Origin of the sequence: Neotabrizicola shimadae (assembly GCF_019623905.1) — a bacterium.
In the GTDB taxonomy this organism is placed as follows: Bacteria; Pseudomonadota; Alphaproteobacteria; order Rhodobacterales; family Rhodobacteraceae; genus Neotabrizicola; species Neotabrizicola shimadae.
On record NZ_CP069370.1, the window covers coordinates 3,013,548 to 3,029,614 of the forward strand.

17 protein-coding genes are annotated in these 16,067 nt (G+C 67.5%); 11 read left to right on the forward strand and 6 right to left on the reverse strand.

Annotated features, from left to right (window positions below; translation table 11 throughout):
- Positions 1–59 precede the first annotated feature (59 nt).
- Both JO391_RS14735 and JO391_RS14740 read left to right on the forward strand, forming a co-directional pair.
- A complete protein-coding gene (locus JO391_RS14735; protein ID WP_220661207.1) occupies positions 60–1,829 on the forward strand; it encodes a tetratricopeptide repeat protein in 1,770 nt (589 codons plus the stop codon).
- Positions 1,819–2,667 (forward strand): 4-(cytidine 5'-diphospho)-2-C-methyl-D-erythritol kinase, encoded by an 849-nt coding sequence (locus JO391_RS14740; RefSeq protein WP_220661208.1) that lies wholly within the window; start codon positions 1,819–1,821, stop codon positions 2,665–2,667. The genes JO391_RS14735 and JO391_RS14740 overlap by 11 nt, the downstream gene beginning before the upstream one ends.
- Positions 2,668–2,773: 106 nt before the next feature.
- Here the strand turns inward: JO391_RS14740 and JO391_RS14745 are convergent, their stop codons facing one another.
- Complete coding sequence (locus JO391_RS14745; protein WP_220661209.1) at positions 2,774–3,787, reverse strand: polyprenyl synthetase family protein; 1,014 nt, start codon at positions 3,785–3,787, stop codon at positions 2,774–2,776.
- 54 nt (positions 3,788–3,841) lie between these two features.
- Between JO391_RS14745 and JO391_RS14750 the strand changes: the two genes are divergently transcribed.
- The 3 genes from JO391_RS14750 to JO391_RS14760 all read left to right on the forward strand — a co-directional run bounded on the left by JO391_RS14750 (position 3,842) and on the right by JO391_RS14760 (position 5,082).
- Entirely contained in the window at positions 3,842–4,057 is a 216-nt protein-coding gene (locus JO391_RS14750) for a putative signal transducing protein (RefSeq protein ID WP_220661210.1), read from the forward strand.
- Positions 4,054–4,815, forward strand: a complete 762-nt coding sequence (locus tag JO391_RS14755) for a tRNA1(Val) (adenine(37)-N6)-methyltransferase (RefSeq protein WP_259444712.1) — start codon at positions 4,054–4,056, stop codon at positions 4,813–4,815. Before JO391_RS14750 ends, JO391_RS14755 begins: the two co-directional genes overlap by 4 nt.
- A gap of 99 nt (positions 4,816–4,914) precedes the next feature.
- On the forward strand, positions 4,915–5,082 hold the full coding sequence (locus tag JO391_RS14760) for a YdcH family protein (RefSeq protein ID WP_220661211.1): 168 nt from the start codon (positions 4,915–4,917) through the stop codon (positions 5,080–5,082).
- On the opposite strand, the gene yddG is transcribed toward JO391_RS14760, so the two are convergent.
- The 4 genes from yddG to JO391_RS14780 all read right to left on the reverse strand — a co-directional run bounded on the left by yddG (position 5,060) and on the right by JO391_RS14780 (position 9,055).
- The gene (yddG, locus tag JO391_RS14765; protein ID WP_220661212.1) at positions 5,060–5,938 is read right to left on the reverse strand and encodes an aromatic amino acid exporter YddG; all 879 of its coding nucleotides are present in this window, start codon (positions 5,936–5,938) and stop codon (positions 5,060–5,062) included. The genes JO391_RS14760 and yddG overlap by 23 nt on opposite strands.
- Before the next feature lie 108 nt (positions 5,939–6,046).
- Complete coding sequence (locus JO391_RS14770) at positions 6,047–6,772, reverse strand: beta-ketoacyl-ACP reductase (RefSeq protein WP_220661213.1); 726 nt, start codon at positions 6,770–6,772, stop codon at positions 6,047–6,049.
- Between the two features lie 128 nt (positions 6,773–6,900).
- Positions 6,901–8,076, reverse strand: a complete 1,176-nt coding sequence (locus JO391_RS14775) for an acetyl-CoA C-acetyltransferase (RefSeq protein ID WP_220661214.1) — start codon at positions 8,074–8,076, stop codon at positions 6,901–6,903.
- Between the two features lie 142 nt (positions 8,077–8,218).
- The gene (locus JO391_RS14780; RefSeq protein WP_220661215.1) at positions 8,219–9,055 is read right to left on the reverse strand and encodes an EAL domain-containing protein; all 837 of its coding nucleotides are present in this window, start codon (positions 9,053–9,055) and stop codon (positions 8,219–8,221) included.
- Between the two features lie 98 nt (positions 9,056–9,153).
- Here JO391_RS14780 and JO391_RS14785 point away from each other — a divergent pair, with 98 nt between their 5' ends.
- The 5 genes from JO391_RS14785 to JO391_RS14805 all read left to right on the forward strand — a co-directional run bounded on the left by JO391_RS14785 (position 9,154) and on the right by JO391_RS14805 (position 14,084).
- On the forward strand, positions 9,154–9,741 hold the full coding sequence (locus JO391_RS14785) for a DNA-3-methyladenine glycosylase I (RefSeq protein WP_220661216.1): 588 nt from the start codon (positions 9,154–9,156) through the stop codon (positions 9,739–9,741).
- A gap of 43 nt (positions 9,742–9,784) precedes the next feature.
- On the forward strand, positions 9,785–10,807 hold the full coding sequence (locus JO391_RS14790; RefSeq protein WP_220661217.1) for a patatin-like phospholipase family protein: 1,023 nt from the start codon (positions 9,785–9,787) through the stop codon (positions 10,805–10,807).
- A gap of 2 nt (positions 10,808–10,809) precedes the next feature.
- Complete coding sequence (locus JO391_RS14795) at positions 10,810–12,252, forward strand: GntP family permease (RefSeq protein WP_220661218.1); 1,443 nt, start codon at positions 10,810–10,812, stop codon at positions 12,250–12,252.
- 283 nt (positions 12,253–12,535) lie between these two features.
- A complete protein-coding gene (locus JO391_RS14800) occupies positions 12,536–13,372 on the forward strand; it encodes a TolB family protein (RefSeq protein ID WP_220661219.1) in 837 nt (278 codons plus the stop codon).
- A 175-nt stretch (positions 13,373–13,547) separates the two neighbouring features.
- A complete protein-coding gene (locus JO391_RS14805; protein WP_220661220.1) occupies positions 13,548–14,084 on the forward strand; it encodes a DUF2087 domain-containing protein in 537 nt (178 codons plus the stop codon).
- A gap of 5 nt (positions 14,085–14,089) precedes the next feature.
- On the opposite strand, the gene JO391_RS14810 is transcribed toward JO391_RS14805, so the two are convergent.
- Positions 14,090–14,632, reverse strand: a complete 543-nt coding sequence (locus JO391_RS14810) for a TlpA family protein disulfide reductase (RefSeq protein WP_220661221.1) — start codon at positions 14,630–14,632, stop codon at positions 14,090–14,092.
- Between the two features lie 25 nt (positions 14,633–14,657).
- Here JO391_RS14810 and argH point away from each other — a divergent pair, with 25 nt between their 5' ends.
- On the forward strand, positions 14,658–16,067 hold the full coding sequence (gene argH, locus JO391_RS14815) for an argininosuccinate lyase (protein WP_259444713.1): 1,410 nt from the start codon (positions 14,658–14,660) through the stop codon (positions 16,065–16,067).

Below are 16,067 nucleotides of genomic sequence, written 5' to 3' on the forward strand. Positions count from 1 at the left end.
TGCCCTCGCCTCGCGCGGGCACTAGCTTGCAGCGGGCAAAGTCCAGGAAACCATCCTTCATGCCCCTTGTCCGCCGCCTCGCCCTCCTGCTGCTGACCGTCTCCCTGCCCTTCGCCGCCACCGCGCAGGACAGCAGCGGCGAGACCGCCGCCCCCGAACCTGCCGCCGAAGAGATGTTCGATGGCGATGCCGGCGCCTTCCTTGCCGCCCGGGCCGCAGCCACCACCAACGATTACCGCGCCGTCGCCCAGTGGCAGGCCCGCGCCCTTGCCGCCGATCCCGACAATCCGCAGCTCCTGCAACCGATGATCGTGGCCTCGGCCGCCATCGGCGATTTCGAATCCGCCGCAGCCGCCGCCCGCCACCTGAAAGACCTCGGCCAGGGCCTGCCGGTCGGCGATCTGATGATCGTCACCGACCGGGCCGACAAGGGCGATTTCGCGGGCATCCTCGGCGACGCCGACACCCTCTCCACGCTTGGCCCGCTGACCGCCGGCCTCGTCACCGGCTGGGCCGAATTCGGCAATGGCCGCATGTCCGAAGCCAAGGCCGCCTTCGACAAGGTCGGCGACTTGCAGGGGATGGAGGCCTTCGCGCTCTATCACCAGGCGCTTGCCCTTGCCGCCGCAGGCGATTTCGAAGGCGCCGATGCCATCTTCTCGGGCAAGGCCTCCGGGCCCATCAACCTCAACCGCCGCGGCGTCATTGCCCATGCGGAAATCCTGTCGCAACTCGAACGCAACGAAGACGCGCTCAAGCGGTTGAACGAGGCTTTCGGCCCGGAATCCGATCCCGCGATCGACGGGCTCCGCACGGCATTGACCGAAGGCCAAACCCTGCCCTTCGACGTCGTGGCCGATGCGAAGGGCGGCATCGCCGAGGTGTTCTTCACCGTCGCCACCGCGCTCAACGGTCAGGCCGACGACAGCTTCACCCTGCTTTATGCCCGGGCCGCATCCCACCTCTCGCCCCGGCTCAGCGATGCCATCCTCCTGTCGGGCGGGCTCCTCGAACAGCAGAAGCAGTACGATCTCGCGATCGAGACCTACAGCCTGATCCTGCCCGAAGACCCGAACGCCACCATGGCACAGATCGGCATCGCCGGTGCCGAACAGGCCAAGGAAATGCCCGACGAGGCCATCGCCCGCCTCTCCGCCCTGGCCGAAGACCACCCCGAAAACTTTGCCGTCCATCTCGCCCTTGGCGACGCGCTTCGCCGCGAGGAACGCTATGCCGAGGCCGTCACCGCCTATGACGCCGCCATCGCCCAGATCCCCGAACCGCAGCCCGCACACTGGACGCTCTACTACAGCCGTGGCGTGGCCGAAGAACGCTCGGGCCAGTTTGACGACTCGGTCGCCGATCTGAAGAAGGCGCTGGAACTGGCACCCGGCCAGCCGCAGGTGCTGAATTACCTCGGCTATTCCTGGGTGGACCGTGGCGAAAACCTCGACGAAGCGATGGCGATGATCGAGCAGGCCGTCACCGCCGAACCCGATGCCGGCTACATCATCGACAGCCTCGCCTGGGCGCTGTTCCGCACCGGCAAATACCAGGAAGCCCTGGAGCCGATGGAACGCGCCTCGCTTCTGGAACCGGTCGATCCGGTCGTCACCGACCATCTTGGCGATGTGTACTGGATGAACGGCCGCAAGGTCGAAGCCCGTTACCAGTGGCACCGCGCCCTTTCCTTCGAACCCACCGAAAAGGACGCCGCGCGCATCCAGCGCAAGCTGGATGTCGGCCTCGACGTGGTGATGCAGGAAGAAGCCGCAGCTGCCGGACAGGCGGCTCCGGCAGAACCGGCGACCGCGGCCGATGGCGGCTGAACCCGTCACCGAATTCGCGCCGGCCAAGATCAACCTCGCGCTCCATGTCACCGGGCGCCGGGCCGATGGCTACCACCTGCTCGACAGCCTCGTGGTCTTCGTCGGCACGGGCGACCGCGTGACCGCCGCGCCATCGGAAGACCTGACGCTCACCCTGACCGGCCCGCGCTCCACCTCGCTTGCGGCGGATGATGACAACCTCGTGCTGCGCGCGGCGCGCGCGATGGGGTCTGGCGGCGCGGCGCTTGTCCTTGAAAAGCACCTGCCCGTCGCCTCGGGCATCGGCGGCGGCTCGGCCGGTGCCGCCGCCCCACCGCGCGCCCTGTCGCGACTTCGCGGCCAACCGCTGCCGCCCGCGGCTGCCGTTCTGGCGCTTGGCGCCGATGTGCCGGTCTGTCTTGCCGGTCAACCCGCCCGCATGTCCGGCATCGGCGAGACGCTGGCCCCGCTCGACCATCCCCTGCCCGAGGCCTGGCTCGTCCTTGCCAATCCGGGCGTCGCGGTCTCCACCCCGGCGATCTTCGCCGCACTGGCACGGCGCGACAATGCGCCTCTCCCGCGCGATCTGCCGCGGCTGCGCACCGCAGCCGATCTGTCCGCCTTCCTGCGCATGGCCCGCAACGATCTGGAAGCGCCCGCCGCGCAACTGGTCCCGGTGATTTCCGTGGCGCGCTCCGCGCTTTCGGCCCAACCCGGTTGCCTGATGTCGCGCATGTCCGGCTCGGGGGCGACCTGCTTCGGCCTCTTCCCCGATGCGCTCACCGCCGCCGCCGCCGCCCGCGCCCTGCGCAGCGCCCGCCCCGACTGGTGGATCGAGGCAGCGCCGATCCTGCCCTGACCCTGTCCGGCCGGCCCGACCCTCGGACAATTCTTAAGTCCAAGTTAATCCAGCCAAGCAACTCATTGATTTCATTGGCGCGAGGCAAGCGTCCGAGCTCGGACGCTCAGCTGATCCGGGCCACCACATAGGCGGCCAGATCCTCCAGCATCTCCCGCAGCGGCTCGTCGGGAAGGCCGGCCATCGCCGCCCTGGCCCTGGCCGCCCAGTCCAGAGCCTCGGCCCGCGCCGCGGCCATGGCCCCGTGCCGGTCCATCAGCCGCCGGGCCTCCTCCAGGTCGCCCTCCCGCTGGTCACCCTTCTCGATCACCCGGCTCCAGAAGGCCCGCTCCTCCGGGTTCGCCCTGGCCACCGCCTTGATCACCGGCAGCGTCACCTTCCGCTCCCGGAAGTCGTCCCCGGTATTCTTGCCCAGGGCCGCATCCGCCCCGCCATAATCCAGCAGGTCATCGACGATCTGGAACGCGATCCCCAGGGCATCGCCATAGGTCCGCAGCGCCTGCACCCGGCCCTCGTCGGCCCCGGCGATCACCGCCCCCGCCTCGGTCGCCGCCGAGAACAGCGCCGCGGTCTTGCCCCGGATCACCTTCAGATAGGTCGCCTCATCCGTCCCCAGGTCCTGCGCCGCCATCAGCTGCAGCACCTCGCCCTCAGCGATGGTCGCCGCCGCATCCGAAAGGATCGACAGCACCCGCAGGCTGCCCGGCTCCACCATCAACTGGAACGCCCTGGCGAACAGATAGTCCCCCACCAGCACCGAGGACTTGTTGTCCCACAGCAGGTTCGCCGTCGGCCGCCCCCGCCGCCGCTGGCTCTCATCCACCACGTCGTCATGCAGCAGGGTCGCGGTGTGGATGAACTCCACCGTGGCCGCCAGGTGAACATGGAACGGCCCGCCATAGCCACACAGCCGCGCCGCCGCCAGCACCAGCATCGGCCGCAGCCGCTTGCCACCTGCCTCGATCAGATGGGCGCTCACCTCCGGGATCCGCGGCGCATGTTCGCTGGCCATCCGCTCGCGGATCAGCCCGTTCACCGCATCCATGTCCGCCGCCAGCCAGTCAGCCAGCCGATCATGCGGTTTGCGCGCAGCCTCCTGGGTCGACTCGTCCAAACTCATGCCCCGCCCCGTTCGATCCTCGACAACGCCCGTCGGACCGGCTAGCCCCGGACCATGAGAGAAGTCCTGCGCAGCACCAATCCCGCCGACATCGCCTTCGCGACCGCGCTGCTTGCGGGCGAGGGTATACCTGCCTTCGAGATGGACGTCCACATGAGCGTCCTGGACGGGTCTCTGGGCATCTTGCCGCGCCGGATCATGGTGGCCGACCGCGACTGGTTCATCGCCGCATCGGTCCTGGCCGACAACAACCTGGGCGAGCGTCCGTGACCTTTGCCGAAGAGGACCTGTCCGACGACGCTTTCCTTTGCGGCCGCCTGCACCTTCTGCAACCGCTGAAGGGATACCGCGCCGCCACTGACCCGGTTCTGCTGGCCGCCGCCTGCCCGGCCACGCCCGGACAGTCTGTCCTGGACCTCGGCTGCGGCGCGGGCGCGGCGAGCCTGTGCCTCGCCAGCCGCGTACCCGGGCTGAGCCTGGCAGGACTGGAACTGCAACCGGCCTATGCCGCCCTCGCGCGTCGCAATGCCGAACGGAACGGCATCGCGCTGGAGGTGGCCGAAGGCGACCTGTCGCACATGCCCAAGGCGCTGCGAAGGGGGTTCGACCATGTCATCGCCAATCCGCCCTACTATCCCGCCGCAGGCACACCCTCGCCCCATGCGGCGCGCGACAGGGCCCTGCGCGAGGATACGCCCATCGGCGAATGGGTGACGGCGGCCCTGACGCGCCTGCACCCCGGCGGTTGGCTGACAATGATCCTCTCTGCCGCCCTGCTGCCCGGCGCGCTTGCCGCGCTTCCACCGCGGGGCGGATCGGCCCAGGTGCTGCCCCTGGCACCACGCGCGGGACGCGATGCGTCGCGCGTCATCCTTCGTGCGCGCAAGGGGGGAAAGGCCGCGTTCCGGATGCTGTTCCCCTTCGTCCTGCACGCCGGACCGGCCCATGACGGCGACCGCGAAAGCTACACGCCAGAGGCGAGTGCCGTCTTGCGCGGCGGTGGCGACCTGTCGGCTGCTTTTGGCTGATTTGTCGGCAGTTCACGGCCCCGGTCACGCCGGTTTCAGGTGACACGACTCGGGGATTGTGATGCTCTGATGACACTGGATCATCACAGGAGGACAGACATGACGGTTGCTTCGCATCTGCAGGAACTGCGCCGCAAGCACGAGGTGCTTTCCATCCAGGTCGAGGAAGCGCAGCGCAGTCCTGCGTCGGACGATTTCGAGATTGCCGCGATGAAGAAGCAGAAGCTCAAGCTGAAGGAAGAGATCACGCGCCTGATGCAGGCGTGACCTTCCGGGCGCTGGCGCGGGCCGCCAGCGCCGCTCCTCCGGCGATCAGGATCGCCGCCGCGAGGATTGTCCAGGACGGCGCCGTGATTCCGGCAAGCACCAGCGCCAGGGTGGAGAGCACGGGCGCCGCATACGAGGCGACACCCAGAACTTGGATGTCGCCTTTCTTCATCCCGATGTCCCAGGTGAAGAAGGCCGCGCCAACAGGACCAAGGCCCAGGGCAAGAACGGACAGCCAGCCGCGCAGGTCCACCGGCCAGACCGTTGGCTCGACCGCCAGGTGCACCGGCAGGGAGAGGGCAGCCGTGCCCAGGCAGAAGACCGTGACCACCTCGGTCGGAACCTCGCCCATGCGGCGCGACAGCACGGAATAGCCTGCCCAGGTCAGAGCACAAAGAAAACCCAGAAACAGGCCAAGCACGCTGCCCCCGGCTTCGCCGCCGCGCGCCAGGACGATCAGCGCCGCTCCGGCGAAAGCCACCAGCGCACCGATCACATGCTGCGGCAAGAGACGCTCGCCCGGCAGAAGCCCCGAGAACAGCACGATGAACAACGGCCAGAGATAGGCCATGAGCCCCGTTTCGGCCGAGGGGGCGACACGGAAAGCGGTGAAATACAGCGCATGATAGCCAAAGAGGCCAAGGATGCCGAAGGCATAGACCTTCCAGCTGATGCCGCTGAGCCGTGACAACCCGTTCCGCAGCGTCCAGATCAGGCCCAGGCTGCCGCCAAGGCCGAAGGTCAGCACGTTCAGCAGGAAGGGCGGCACCGGCGCCGATCCGATGGTCAGGAGCGCCAGCACCGACCACATGAGGATGGCGGTGAAGCCGATCAGGGTAGCCTTGCCGCGCGTCATGGATGCTGCCGTTCGCCTGAACCGTTGCGGTCTCTTGCCTAGAGGCCGGCGCCAGAAATGGAAAGGCCCCCGGATCGGGGGCCTTTGCCGGATCGTTGCGTGGCGATTTCAGACGAAGAACTGGCCGCCGTTGGCCGAAATGGTGGAACCGGTGATGAAGCCCGCCTCGTCCGAGGCGAGGAACACCACGATCCGCGCGATTTCCTCCGGCTCGCCCAGGCGGCCCACCGGGATCAGCGGGATGATGCGTTCGTTCAGCACCTTCTCGTCGATGGCCTTCACCATCTCGGTCGCGATATAGCCGGGGCAGATCGCGTTGACAGTGATGCCGGCGCGCGCGCCTTCCTGGGCCAGCGCCTTGGTGAAGCCCAGGTCACCCGCCTTGGCCGCCGAGTAATTCGCCTGGCCGGCCTGGCCCTTCTGGCCGTTGATCGAGGAAATGCTGATCACGCGGCCAAACTTGCGGTCACGCATCCCCGACCACAGCGGATGGGTCATGTTGAACAGGCCCGACAGGTTGGTGTCGATGACTTCCTTCCACTGGGCCGGGGTCATCTTGTGGAACATGGCGTCGCGGGTGATGCCCGCGTTGTTCACCAGGACGTCCACCGGGCCGAGGTCGGCCTCGACCTTGGCGATACCCTCCTTGCAGGCGTCGTAGTCGGCGACCGACCACTTGTAGGTGGGAATGCCGGTCTCGGCGGTGAACTTCGCCGCGGCTTCGTCATTGCCCGCGTAGTTCGCGGCGACGGTGTATCCCGCCGCCTTCAGCGCGACCGAGATCGCCGCGCCGATGCCGCGCGACCCGCCCGTGACAAGTGCAACCCGTGCCATCGTGATTCCTCCTTCGAAGGTATGCTTTGGTATGCCGTTGAAATGGTGTTACAGAAACGAAAGCCGGCGCGCAACATTGTTGCGCGCCGGCTTTGCTCATGCGGCGAAATGCTGCACTGCGGCGAAACTCAGGCGCGTTCCAGGCACATGGCCACGCCCATGCCCCCGCCGATGCACAGCGTGGCGAGGCCCTTCTTCGCGTCGCGGCGGTTCATCTCGAACAGCAGCGTGTTCAGGATGCGCGCGCCCGAAGCGCCGATGGGGTGGCCGATGGCGATCGCGCCGCCGTTGACGTTCACGATGGCGGGGTCCCAGCCCATGTCCTTGTTCACAGCGCAGGCCTGGGCGGCAAAGGCTTCGTTCGCCTCGACCAGATCGAGATCGCCCACTTTCCAGCCCGCCTTTTCCAGCGCCTTGCGGCTGGCGAAGATCGGACCGACGCCCATGATCGACGGGTCAAGCCCGGCGGTCGCGTAAGAGGCGATGCGCGCCAGCGGCTTCAGCCCGCGCTTGGCGGCTTCGGCTTCGGTCATCAGCACCACCGCGGCCGCGCCATCATTGATGCCAGAGGCATTGGCAGCCGTTACCGAGCCGTCCTTGGCGAAGGCGGGGCGCAGCTTCTGCATGGCTTCCAGCGTGGCGCCGTGACGGATGTATTCGTCGGCATCCACCACCACGTCTCCCTTGCGGGTCTTGATGGTGAAGGGGATGATCTCGTCCTTGAACTTGCCGGCCTTTTGCGCGGCTTCAGCCTTGTTCTGGCTGGCCAGCGCGAATTCGTCCTGCATGTCGCGGCTGATTTGCCACTGGTTCGCGACGTTCTCGGCGGTCTGACCCATGTGATAGCCGTTGAAGGCATCCCACAGACCGTCCTTGATCATCGAGTCGATGAAGTTCAGGTCGCCCATCTTCTGGCCAGCGCGCAGATGCGCGACATGGGGCGACAGCGACATGCTTTCCTGGCCGCCAGCCACCACGATGGCCGCATCGCCAAGCTGCACATGCTGGGCGCCAAGCGCAACGGCGCGCAGGCCCGAGCCGCAGACTTGGTTGATGCCCCATGCGCTGGCTTCCTTGGGCAGGCCAGCCTTGATCGCGGCCTGACGGGCCGGATTCTGGCCCTGACCGCCGGTCAGCACCTGGCCAAGGATGGTTTCGCTCACCTCGGACTTGTCGATACCGGCGCGGTCCACCACCGCCTCGATCACCGCCGCGCCCAGATCATGCGCGGGCGTGGTGGCGAAAGAGCCGTTGAAGCTGCCGACAGCGGTGCGTCCCGCCGAGACGATGACGACATTGGTCATTGCGATTGGCCTCCGTTCCTGAGCCGTTTGGCCGGGAAGGGCTGGCCCCCCCGCCTTCAGCTTCGGCCCTAAGCCCTGTTTGTTGCAAAAGCAAGAAAGATGCCCGACCAATATGCCGCAGCGGCAATCTGGCTCTGCTGAGTCATGCGCGGCGGGCGGCCGCCTCCTCCCATGCCGGTTTCAAGCTTGGGGCGCCGATCAGATAGCCCTGCAGGCAGTCGACGCCCAGACCACGCAGAATCTCGCCCTCTGTCGCGGTTTCAACGGCAACGGCAACTGTGACCATGCCGAAGGGACGTGCCACGCCAACCAGCGCCGCCGCCAGGGCCTTCACGTCGGCGTCGCGGTCGATACCGCGCACCGCCCGCGCGTCGATCTTGGCGAAATCGAAGTAGAAATCGCGCAGGCGGCCCAGTGCCGTGGTGCCACCGCCAAAGTCGTCCAGGGCGAAGGCCACGCCCAACTTCTGCATTTCGGCCATGAAGGCCGAGAGGGTTTCCGGCACCGTCATCGCCGATTCCTCGCCAATTTCTAGGATCAGCCGTTCGGCGATGGTCGGCGCCGCAGACAGACCCTTGTTCAACACCCTTTGCCAGCGCGGATAGCCGATCGAACGGGCCGAGACATTGACCGAAATGCGCAGTTCAGGCTGGCGGGCAAGGGTCGCCAGACCCTGTTCCAGGGCCAGGCAGTCGATCTCGCGCCCCATCTCGTGACGTTCGACGGCGCCCATGAAATCGCGCGCCGGAATGATGCGGCCGGCCGTATCCAGCACCCGGACCAGCCCTTCGTGGAAGGCGATGCGCGTCACATCGGCGGCCATCACCACCGGCTGCCAGGCCAGACGGATACGCCGCGCATCTATGGCCTTGCGCACCAGGGCCAGGGTTTCGCGGTCGGCCTGGCTGATCGCCATCTCGAGCGGGGAGGACAATGCCGCCGCCTTCGCCGCCTTCTCGACCAACCTGTCCGCCGCCATGATGCCCCCGCACCCAGACCCTTGATGCCGCCACCTTGTCGCCATCGGCGTAAAGCCGCGGTAAAGGAATACAATTCGCCGGAATTCAGAGGCACCCGATGAGCACGACCGACCAGCCGGGGCGCTGCCCCTGGTGCGGCACCGATCCCCTGTATGTCAGCTATCACGACACCGAATGGGGCGTGCCCGAGTTCGACAGCCGCGCGCTGTGGGAAAAGCTGATCCTCGACGGCTTCCAGGCCGGGCTCGCCTGGATCACCATCCTGCGCAAGCGCGAGGCGTTCCGCACGGCCTTCGCCGGGTTCCGCCCGGACATCATCGCCGGATGGGGCGAAGCAGACGTAAGCCGCCTGCTGCAGGATGCGGGAATCGTGCGGCACCGCGGCAAGATCGAAGGCACCATCCGCTCGGCACAGGCGTTCATGCAGATCGAGGAGCGGACGCCCTTTTCCGAATTCCTCTGGCGACATCTGGATGGCCAGCCCCTTGTGAACCATTTCCGCAGCCCATCCGAAGTTCCGATAGAAACCGCTGTTTCGAAACAGATTTCGAAGGAGCTTAAGGCTCAGGGCTTCACCTTCTGCGGGCCGACCATCGTTTATGCCTTCATGCAGGCGACCGGCATGGTGAACGACCATCTGGTGACGTGCCACCGCCACCCCTCTTTCGCCGCGCTTGCGAAATAGCCCCTTCCGGCCTAGGGAACCTTGGCCAGCCAGGAGTCTCCCGATGTCCGACAGCAACACGCGTCTTGTCGATCTGGGCCTTCAGGGCGGCGGCGCACATGGCGCCTTCACCTGGGGCGTGCTGGACCGGCTTCTCGAAGAAGACTGGCTGGAGTTCGACGGGGTGTCGGGCACCTCGGCCGGGGCGATGAATGCGGCCGTCTTCGTGGACGGGTTGGCCGCCGGAGGGCGCGAGGGCGCCCGTATGGCGCTGGAAAGGTTCTGGCGCAGGGTGGCGGATGCCGGGCGGACCAGCCCGATGCAGCGCGGCCTGATCGAACGGATGCTGGGCCTCTGGACACTGGACTACTCGCCCGTATTCCTGGCCCTGGAAGCCAGCGCACGCATGATCTCGCCCTATGACCTGCACGCGGTGACGGGCAACCCGCTGGAGACCATCCTCGCCGAATGCGTCGATTTTGACCGGCTGTCGCGGGCTCCGACCAAGCTGTTCGTGAACGCGACTAACGTCCGCACCGGCCGCGGTCGTATTTTTCGCAATGCCGAAGTCACGCCCGAGGTGCTTCTGGCCTCGGCCTGCCTGCCCACGATGTTCCAGGCGGTGGAAATCGACGGCGACGCCTATTGGGACGGCGGCTATTCCGGCAACCCCTCGATCACGCCGCTGGTGCGGGAATGCCGGTCGCATGACACGATCCTCGTGCAGATCAACCCGATCCGCCGGCCCGAACCGCCACGCACGGCGCGCGACATCCAGAACCGGCTGAACGAAATCGCCTTCAACTCGGTGCTCATCAAGGAACTGCGGGCGCTGGCCCTGATCCGCGACGTGGTTGATCCTGGGACCGGTGACGGTCGCCTGATCAAGGCGATGCGCGTCCACCGCATCGCGTCGGACCTGATGCTGGAACTCGGCTATTCCTCGAAACTGCTGGTGGAATGGGACTTCTTCACCATGCTGCGGGACGATGGCCGCAAGGTGGCGGACGAGTTCCTGGCGTCTCATGGCAAGGACATCGGCATCCGCTCGACACTGGACCTGGACGCCTATCTGGAGGGGATCTGATCATGGGGCTTCTCGGCATCCTTGTCGGCCTTGCCGGGCTGGTCTTCCTGTCCTTCCGGGGCTGGACCATCCTGGTCGTTGCGCCCCTGGCCGCGCTGATCGCCGCCCTGGCCGCAGGCGAGCCGCTGCTTGCCCACCTGACGCTGACCTACATGCCCGCCGCAGCCGGCTTCGTGGCGCAGTTCATGCTGATCTTCCTTCTCGGTGCCCTGTTCGGCAAGCTGATGGAGGACAGCGGCTCGGTCTCGCTGATTGCCGACTGGATGATCCGGAGGCTGGGAACCGGGAGGACGATCCTGGCCGTCGTGCTGGCAGGGGCGCTGGTGACCTATGGCGGGGTCAGCCTGTTCGTGGCCTTCTTCGTGATCGGCCCCATGGCGATGCAGCTGTTCCGGCAGGCCAACCTTCCGCGCCGCCTGATGCCGGCCACCATTGCGCTTGGCACCACGACCTTCACGATGACCGCCCTGCCCGGCACGCCAGCGATCCAGAACACCATCCCGATGCCCTTCTTCGGGACGACCTCCTTTGCTGCGCCGGTGTTGGGCCTGCTGGCCTCGGCCATCATCCTGAGCTTTGGGCTTTGGTGGCTGGGCCGGGCCGAGGCCCGGGCGCGGGCGGCAGGCGAGGGGTTCGACGGTCTGACGGCAGACACGGTGGCTTTGACCGAGGATCCGGTGCTGCGGGGCAAGACCGCGACGGCCACGGGGTTCGACGTGTCAGAGGCCGCGCTGCCCGACCCGGTGCCGACGCCGGCCTCGGTGGCGCTCGCGCTGCTGCCACTGGGCGTGGTGATCGTGGTCAACCTCCTGATGTCCTTCGTGGTGCTGCCGGGGATGGACCTGGAGTTCCTGGCGGGGCCGCAGTGGGGGGGTGCGACTCTGGGCTCGGTGGCGGGGGTCTGGTCGGTGGTGGTCGCGCTGGCGGCGGCGATCGTGGTGCTGGTGGCCACCACCCGGCCGGCCCGCGCCGCCCTGCGCGCCACGGTGGATGCCGGGGCCAATGCCTCGGTCCTGCCGCTCCTGTCCGTCGCCAGCCTTGTGGGCTTCGGGGCGGTGGTGGCGGCGATGCCGGCGTTCCAGCTGGTCAGCGACTGGGTGCTGGGACTGGGGGGCGGACCGCTGGTGTCGCTGGCCGTGGCGACCAATGTCCTGTCGGCCCTGACCGGCTCGGCCTCGGGCGGGCTGACCATCGCGCTGGAGGCGCTGGCGCCCACCTATCTGGCCCGCGCGGCCGAGGCGGGGATCGACCCCGGCACCCTGCACCGGGTGGCGACCATCGCGGCGGGGACGCTGGACAGCCTGCCCCACAACGGGGCGGTGGTGACCCTGCTGGCGGTCTGCGGCACCACCCACCGGGAGGGCTATGGGCCGGTGGCCATGACGGCCATCGTGGGGCCGGTGATCGCGCTGGTGGTGGTCGTGGCGGTGGGCACCCTGGTCTGAGGCGAGGGCGTCCGAGCTCGGACGCTGTCTCGATTCAATGATTTCAATGTGTTACGAAGCCGAATTAACTCGGACTTCGTACTTTGGAGCTTCCGGCGCAGTCGCGGCCCAAGGGTGCCGCCACCAGACGGATGTTTCGGGACGGTCGATCCGCCCCCCGCAGCAGGATCGGCCGGGCGCCGTGAACGGAGGCGCAACCCTTACCCTCCGCTGAAACCTGTCGTAGGCTCGGACGGGACCGGCACGGATGCGCAATCCGGCCCGATGGGGAAGCGAAGGAGGGATGATGCGGTCTTCGCTGGAGATTTATGACCTTGCCTCGGGCCGGTCGCGGGTGGTGCTGCAGACGGATGCGGTGATCGAGGCGCCGAACTGGGCGCCCTCGGGCGATCACCTTCTGGTCAATGGCGGCGGGCGGCTGTTCCGGGTTCCCCTGGACGCGCCCCGGCTGGTGCCCCTGGACACCGGCCATGCCATGCGGCTGAACAACGACCACGGCATTTCGCCCGATGGAAAGTGGCTGGCGATTTCCAGCCACCGCGGCCGGGGATCGGAGATCTTCGTGATGCCGGCGGCGGGCGGCACCCTGCGGCTGGTCAGCCCCGACGCGCCGAGCTGGTGGCACGGCTGGTCGCCCGATGGAACGCGGCTGGCTTATGTCGCGGCGCGGAACGAGCGGCGCGTGATCGACGTCTACACGATTGCGGTGGCAGGCGGGGAAGAGACGCGCCTGACCTGGGGCGAAGGGCATTGCGACGGGCCGGATTACAGCCCGGACGGCGCGCATATCTATTACAACTGCGACCGCGACGGCCATGCGCAGATCTGGGTGATGGGTGCGGACGGGTCGGGGCAGCGCAAGCTGTTCGCGGATGACCATGTCAACTGGTTCCCGCATCCCTCGCCCTGCGGGCGGCATCTTCTGTATCTGGCCTATCCGCCGGGGACGACCGGGCATCCGGCGGATTTGCCAGTGGCTCTGGTTCTGGCCGACACGCAAGGCGCCAACCGGCGACGCGTGCTGGAGTTCAACGGCGGTCAGGGCACGATGAACGTGCCGAACTGGGCGCCGGACGGATCGGCCTTTGCCTATGTGCGGTACGAGGCGCCGGGTCGGTAGGCGTTGCCTGCGGCGGGCGGAGCGGGTAAAAGACGGCCAGGGTCCGCAGTTCACCCAGGCGCCACCGGTCCTTAAAGGACAGCTGAACCTGCCAGATGACCGGTCGCACGCATCCTTTCGTGCCCGTTCGCCAAGCCGGTGGCCAGCGACACGCAGGGCACGTCACGAGGACGCCATGACCCGAACCGCCCTTCCCTTCGAAGTGGACGACATTTCCGCGCTTGCCCGATCGCTGGCACAGCAATTGAGCGAGGTGCCGGAGCCCGGCCACCAGAGCCTCTTGAACATGCTGGCGCGCGGCGCCGGGTTCCGCAACTTCCAGCATTTCCGCGCCTCGGCCACAGCGGCGGATCGTCTGGCGGTGCCGGCCGCCGCGCCCGACATGACGCGGGTGGCGCAGGTCTTGCGCCATTTCGACGAGGCCGGGCGGCTGGCACGCTGGCCGTCGAAGACCTGGATGCAGCATCTGGCGATCTGGGCGCTGTGGAGCCGGTTTCCGCGCGACACGGGCCTGACCGAACGGCAGGCCAGCGCGCTGATCGACGACTGGCACGGGTTCGGCGATGCCGCGATCCTGCGGCGCACGATGGTGGAGCGGGGGCTTCTGTCGCGGGTGACGGGCGGCAACGAATACCGCCGGATCGAGGCGCCGCCACCGCCCGAAGCGCGGGCGCTGATCCGCCACCTGCATGGCGGTGGGGCGCGGGCCTGAGCCGGCTACTCGGCCATTGCTTTAAGCACGGCCTGGGCGTTGGCGCTGTCCCATTCGGCATCGCCGATCAGGCGGGCGACTTCCTGACCTTCGGGGTTGAGGATCACTGTCACCGGCAGGGCCAGAACGCCCATGGCGCGGGACAGGTCCGCCTTGGGATCGCGCAGCACGGTCAGGTTCTGCACCCCGGCTTCGGTGAAAAAACGGTCGATGGCCTCGGGCGCGTTGCGCCCGGTGGCCACCGGCAGCACGACGATGCCGGGCATCGCCGCCTGAAGCCGGTCGAGCGCCGGCATCTCTTCCCGGCAGGGGGCGCACCAGGTGGCCCAGAAGTTCAGGACCACCCATTTGCCTCGGTATTCGTCAAGGCTGCGGGGGGCATCCTGCATGTCGATCAGCACGGCTTCGGGCAGGGCGGCGGGCGGTTCGATGGCCGCCAGCTTCTTCATGTCGCCCTCGCGCAGCGCCATGGCGGCGGGCACGTCGGCCGCCACGGGGTTTGCACCCACGAGAAGGGCCGTATAAAGCACCGCCATCATCATCCGCATTCCCGTTCCCTCCGAAGGGCAGCCCATGACATCGACCGCCGATACCACCTCGACCCAGGCCAATGCCATGTGGGGCGGGCGCTTTGCCGAGGGACCCGACGCGATCATGCAGGCGATCAACGCCTCGATCGGCTTTGACCGCCGGCTTTACGCGCAGGACATCGCCGGGTCCCGTGCCCATGCCGCGATGCTGGCGGCGCAGGGCATTCTCACGGATAGCGATGCTCAGTCGATCCGGGAAGGGCTGCTCACGGTCTTGTCAGAGATCGAGGCGGGGCAATTCCCCTTTCGCGTGGAGCTTGAGGACATCCATCTGAACGTGGAAAGCCGGCTAACCGAGATCATCGGCGAGGCGGGCAAGCGGCTGCACACCGGGCGGTCGCGCAATGACCAGGTGGCGGTGGATTTCCGGCTTTGGGTGCGCGACCAGTGCGACGCGGCGATTTCCGGGCTGACGGCGCTGATGCGGGCCTTTGTCGCCCAGGCCGAGGCAGGCGCTGACTGGGTGATGCCTGGGTTCACGCATTTGCAGACCGCGCAGCCGGTGACCTGGGGCCACCACATGATGGCCTATGTTGAAATGCTGGCGCGGGACCGGTCGCGGTTTGCCGATGCGCGGGCGCGGATGAACGAATGCCCCCTGGGCGCGGCGGCGCTGGCGGGGACCTCCTTCCCCATCGACCGGCACAGGACGGCGGCCGAGCTGGGCTTTGACCGGCCCACGGCCAATTCGCTGGATTCGGTGGCGGACCGCGACTTCGCGCTGGAGTTCCTTTCGGCCGCGGCGATCTGCGCCATGCACCTGTCGCGCTTTGCGGAAGAGCTGGTGATCTGGTCTTCGGCGCAGTTCCGGTTCGTGCGGCTGTCGGATCGCTGGACCACCGGGTCGAGCATCATGCCGCAGAAGAAGAACCCGGACGCGGCAGAGCTGCTGCGCGCCAAGCTGGGGCGCATCCTTGGGGCCAACGTGGCGCTGTTCACGGTGATGAAGGGTCTGCCGCTGACCTATTCCAAGGACATGCAGGAAGACAAGGAACAGGTCTTCGACGCGGCGGACAGCCTGATGCTGGCGCTGGCGGCGATGACCGGCATGGTGGGCGACATGACCGCCAACCGCGAGGTTCTGGCGGCGGCGGCGGGGGCCGGGTTCTCGACCGCGACGGATCTGGCCGACTGGCTGGTGCGGGCGCTTGGCCTGCCGTTCCGCGAGGCGCATCACGTGACCGGCGCGCTGGTGGCGCTGGCCGAGGCCAAGGGATGCGATCTGGACGAGCTGTCGCTGAGCGAGATGACCTCGGTGCATCCGGGCATCACCCAGGAGGTCTATTCCGTGCTGGGAGTCGAGAATTCGGTGCGGTCGCGCATGTCCTATGGCGGCACCGCGCCGGACCGGGTGCGCGAGCAGGTCGCGCGCTGGAAGACGCTTCTGGGCTGA

Coding starts and splice junctions, on each gene's coding strand:
- JO391_RS14735 (WP_220661207.1), top strand. CDS start 60: ATGCCCCTTGTCCGCCGCCTCGCCCTCCTGCTGCTGACCGTCTCCCTG.
- JO391_RS14740 (WP_220661208.1), top strand. CDS start 1,819: ATGGCGGCTGAACCCGTCACCGAATTCGCGCCGGCCAAGATCAACCTC.
- JO391_RS14745 (WP_220661209.1), bottom strand. CDS start 3,787: ATGAGTTTGGACGAGTCGACCCAGGAGGCTGCGCGCAAACCGCATGAT.
- JO391_RS14750 (WP_220661210.1), top strand. CDS start 3,842: ATGAGAGAAGTCCTGCGCAGCACCAATCCCGCCGACATCGCCTTCGCG.
- JO391_RS14760 (WP_220661211.1), top strand. CDS start 4,915: ATGACGGTTGCTTCGCATCTGCAGGAACTGCGCCGCAAGCACGAGGTG.
- yddG (WP_220661212.1), bottom strand. CDS start 5,938: ATGACGCGCGGCAAGGCTACCCTGATCGGCTTCACCGCCATCCTCATG.
- JO391_RS14770 (WP_220661213.1), bottom strand. CDS start 6,772: ATGGCACGGGTTGCACTTGTCACGGGCGGGTCGCGCGGCATCGGCGCG.
- JO391_RS14775 (WP_220661214.1), bottom strand. CDS start 8,076: ATGACCAATGTCGTCATCGTCTCGGCGGGACGCACCGCTGTCGGCAGC.
- JO391_RS14780 (WP_220661215.1), bottom strand. CDS start 9,055: ATGGCGGCGGACAGGTTGGTCGAGAAGGCGGCGAAGGCGGCGGCATTG.
- JO391_RS14785 (WP_220661216.1), top strand. CDS start 9,154: ATGAGCACGACCGACCAGCCGGGGCGCTGCCCCTGGTGCGGCACCGAT.
- JO391_RS14790 (WP_220661217.1), top strand. CDS start 9,785: ATGTCCGACAGCAACACGCGTCTTGTCGATCTGGGCCTTCAGGGCGGC.
- JO391_RS14795 (WP_220661218.1), top strand. CDS start 10,810: ATGGGGCTTCTCGGCATCCTTGTCGGCCTTGCCGGGCTGGTCTTCCTG.
- JO391_RS14800 (WP_220661219.1), top strand. CDS start 12,536: ATGATGCGGTCTTCGCTGGAGATTTATGACCTTGCCTCGGGCCGGTCG.
- JO391_RS14805 (WP_220661220.1), top strand. CDS start 13,548: ATGACCCGAACCGCCCTTCCCTTCGAAGTGGACGACATTTCCGCGCTT.
- JO391_RS14810 (WP_220661221.1), bottom strand. CDS start 14,632: ATGCGGATGATGATGGCGGTGCTTTATACGGCCCTTCTCGTGGGTGCA.
- argH (WP_259444713.1), top strand. CDS start 14,658: ATGACATCGACCGCCGATACCACCTCGACCCAGGCCAATGCCATGTGG.